The sequence below is a fragment of the Streptomyces colwelliae genome, from assembly GCF_048158785.1.
Classification (GTDB): Bacteria; Actinomycetota; Actinomycetes; order Streptomycetales; family Streptomycetaceae; genus Streptomyces.
Genome location: NZ_JBLTJC010000676.1, coordinates 1 through 2677, shown reverse-complemented (window position 1 = coordinate 2677; position 2677 = coordinate 1). Strand labels below are relative to the sequence as shown.

Sequence of the window (2677 nt, the reverse complement as noted above, 5' to 3'; positions counted from 1 at the left end):
GCCCCCGGCCCCCAGCCGTCACATCCCCCACAGAAGTCGGCCGATCATGCAGTCAACACACAGCCGAGAGCGCGCGAAAATGGCCCCCGCCCGAACCCGGGCGGGGGCCATCTCACTGCTCTGCTACGTCACTTGACGTCAGCCGTTGCGCTTCCAGCGGGGCTTGTCGTCGCGGCGGCCGAAGGAACCGGTGCCGGTGCCCGTGCCGGTCGTGCCGCGGTGGCCCGGACGGTCGTGGCCGCCGGCGCGGAAGCCGGGGCGGTCGCCCTGGCGGTCACGGTTGAACGGGCGGTCGCTGCCCCGGTGACCGGTCGCGGGACGGTCGTCGCGACGGAAGCCGCCCGAGGCCGGACGCTCGCTGCCACCGCGGTCGTCGCGGCGGAAACCACCGGACGGACGGTCGTCACGACGCTCGAAAGAACGGCCACCACGGTCGCCGTCACGACGGTCGCTGTTGAAGCCGCCCGAGGGACGGTCGTCGCGGCGGAAGCCGCCACGGTCGCCACCGCGGTCGTTGCCGCCACGGTCGTCCCGGCGGAAACCACCCGAGGGACGCTCGTCACGACGGTCGAAAGAACGGCCACCACGGTCGCCGCCACGGTCGTTGCCACCGCGGTCGTCACGACGGAAACCACCGGACGGACGGTCGTCACGACGCTCGAAAGAACGGCCACCACGGTCGTTGCCGCCACGGTCGTCCCGACGGAAACCACCCGAGGGACGCTCGTCACGACGCTCGAAGGAACGGCCACCGCGGTCGCCGCCACGGTCGTCACGACGGTCACGGCGCTCGTAGTTGCCACGGTCGTCACGCTGCTGACGCGGACGGTCGTAGGAGGAGGACTCCTCGCGCACCGGCGCCTCGGCGACGGCCGACTGCTCGGCGGCAGCGGCCTCGACCACGGCGGCGGCCTCGGCGACCGCCGTCTCCGGGTCCTCGCCCCGCTCGCGCGCGGCGCGGGCGATCAGGCGGTCGGACTCCTCGCGGAGCTCGGCGGCGCGGCGCGTGGCCCGCTCCAGCTCCTTGGTGAGCTGGGTGACCTCACGCTCGGCCTGCTGCGCGGCGTCGCCCGCCGACTGGGCCTGCACCTCGGTCATCGAACGGGCGCCGGTGATCTCGGCGACCTCGGGCTCGAAGGCCGTACCGGTGTTGATGATGTGACGCCCGGCGTCGACGCCCGCGTCCTCCATCAGCCGGAAGATCTGCCGGCGCTGGTGCGGCAGCGAGAGCGAGACGACGGTGCCCGTACGACCGGCACGCGCGGTGCGGCCCGCGCGGTGCAGGTAGTCCTTGTGGTCGCCGGCCGGGTCCACGTTCAGGACCAGGTCGATGCCGTCGACGTGGATACCGCGGGCGGCGACGTCGGTCGCGACGAGCGCGTTGACGTAGCCCTCCTTGAAGTCCGCCAGCGTCCGCGTACGGGCGCCCTGCGTCATGCCGCCGTGCAGCGCGTCGGCCTTCACGCCGGACTCGCGCAGCTGCTCGGCGATGCGGTCGGCGCCCAGCTGGGTGCGGACGAAGATGATCGTGCGGCCCTTGCGGGAGGCGATCGCGGCGGTGACCGGCGCCTTGTCCTTGGGCTTCACGATGAGGATGTGGTGGGACATCGTCGTGACGTTGCCCTGCGCGCTGTCGACCTCGTGCGTGACCTGGTCCTTCAGGTAGCGCTTGACCAGCGTGGAGATCTCGTTCTCCATGGTCGCCGAGAACAGCATGCGCTGGCCGCCGGCCGGGATCTGGTCGAGCAGCTCGGTGACCTCGGGCAGGAAGCCCAGGTCGGACATCTGGTCGGCCTCGTCGAGTACGGCGATCCGCACGTCCTCGAGGGAGCAGGCGCCGCGGTTGATGATGTCGCGCAGGCGGCCCGGGGTGGCGACGAGGACGTCGACGCCGCGCTCCAGGGCGTAGATCTGGTTGCCCATCGACGTGCCGCCGCAGACGACCTTCATCTTCAGGCCGAGGACGTCGCCGTAGGGCTGGAGGGCGTCCGCCACCTGCATCGCGAGCTCGCGGGTCGGGGTGAGGATGATGCCGCGGGGGCGCTTCTTCTCGGTGCGGCCGCCGGACAGCGTCGCGAGCAGCGGCAGACCGAACGAGAGGGTCTTGCCGGAGCCGGTGCGGCCACGGCCGAGGATGTCCTTGCCGGCCAGGGCGTCCGGGATGGTCGCCGCCTGGATCGGGAAGGGGGCTGTCACACCGTTCTGCGCGAGCTTGCGCACGATGCCCTCGGGGAGACCGAGGGACGCGAAGGTGACCTCGGGGGCCGCCTCGGTGGTGGCCTCTACGGCCGTCTCGTCGCCCTCGTTCTCGTTCTCGGGCATGACGATGTGATCAGTACTGGAAATGGACATGCGAATGCGAAACCTTCCGGAGTATCCGTCGGCACGCGCCCGTCAACTCCGTGATTCGCTATCGACCGCCTCAATGCGGTCCGCCACGGCAAGGGAGAGTACGCGCCACACGGCGCGCTCTACAGTGGCGCCGGGCAATGGGATCAAACGATCTACCACCTTACGCACCCACCACCCCCCGACGCAAACCGGCCCGGATTGACGTGCGTCACACGCACCTCAGGCCGGCGACCCGGCCGCCGGTGCCGGTTCCCGGTCCGCCAGCTGCGGTACGGGGTCCTCGTGGGCCGACGACGAGGGTTCGGCGGGGTGCCCGGTGGGATGT

Annotated in this window: 1 protein-coding gene; it reads right to left on the bottom strand. The window is 71.4% G+C overall.

What is annotated here, in order from left to right:
- Window positions 1-138: 138 nt before the first annotated feature.
- Window positions 139-2352, bottom strand: a complete 2214-nt coding sequence (locus tag ACNFOC_RS53045) for a DEAD/DEAH box helicase (protein WP_416966118.1) — start codon at window positions 2350-2352, stop codon at window positions 139-141.
- Between the last annotated feature and the right edge of the window lie 325 nt (window positions 2353-2677).

Bases quoted from the DNA above. Each gene is read 5' to 3' on its own strand.
- ACNFOC_RS53045 (WP_416966118.1), bottom strand. From the start codon at position 2,352: ATGTCCATTTCCAGTACTGATCACATCGTCATGCCCGAGAACGAGAAC.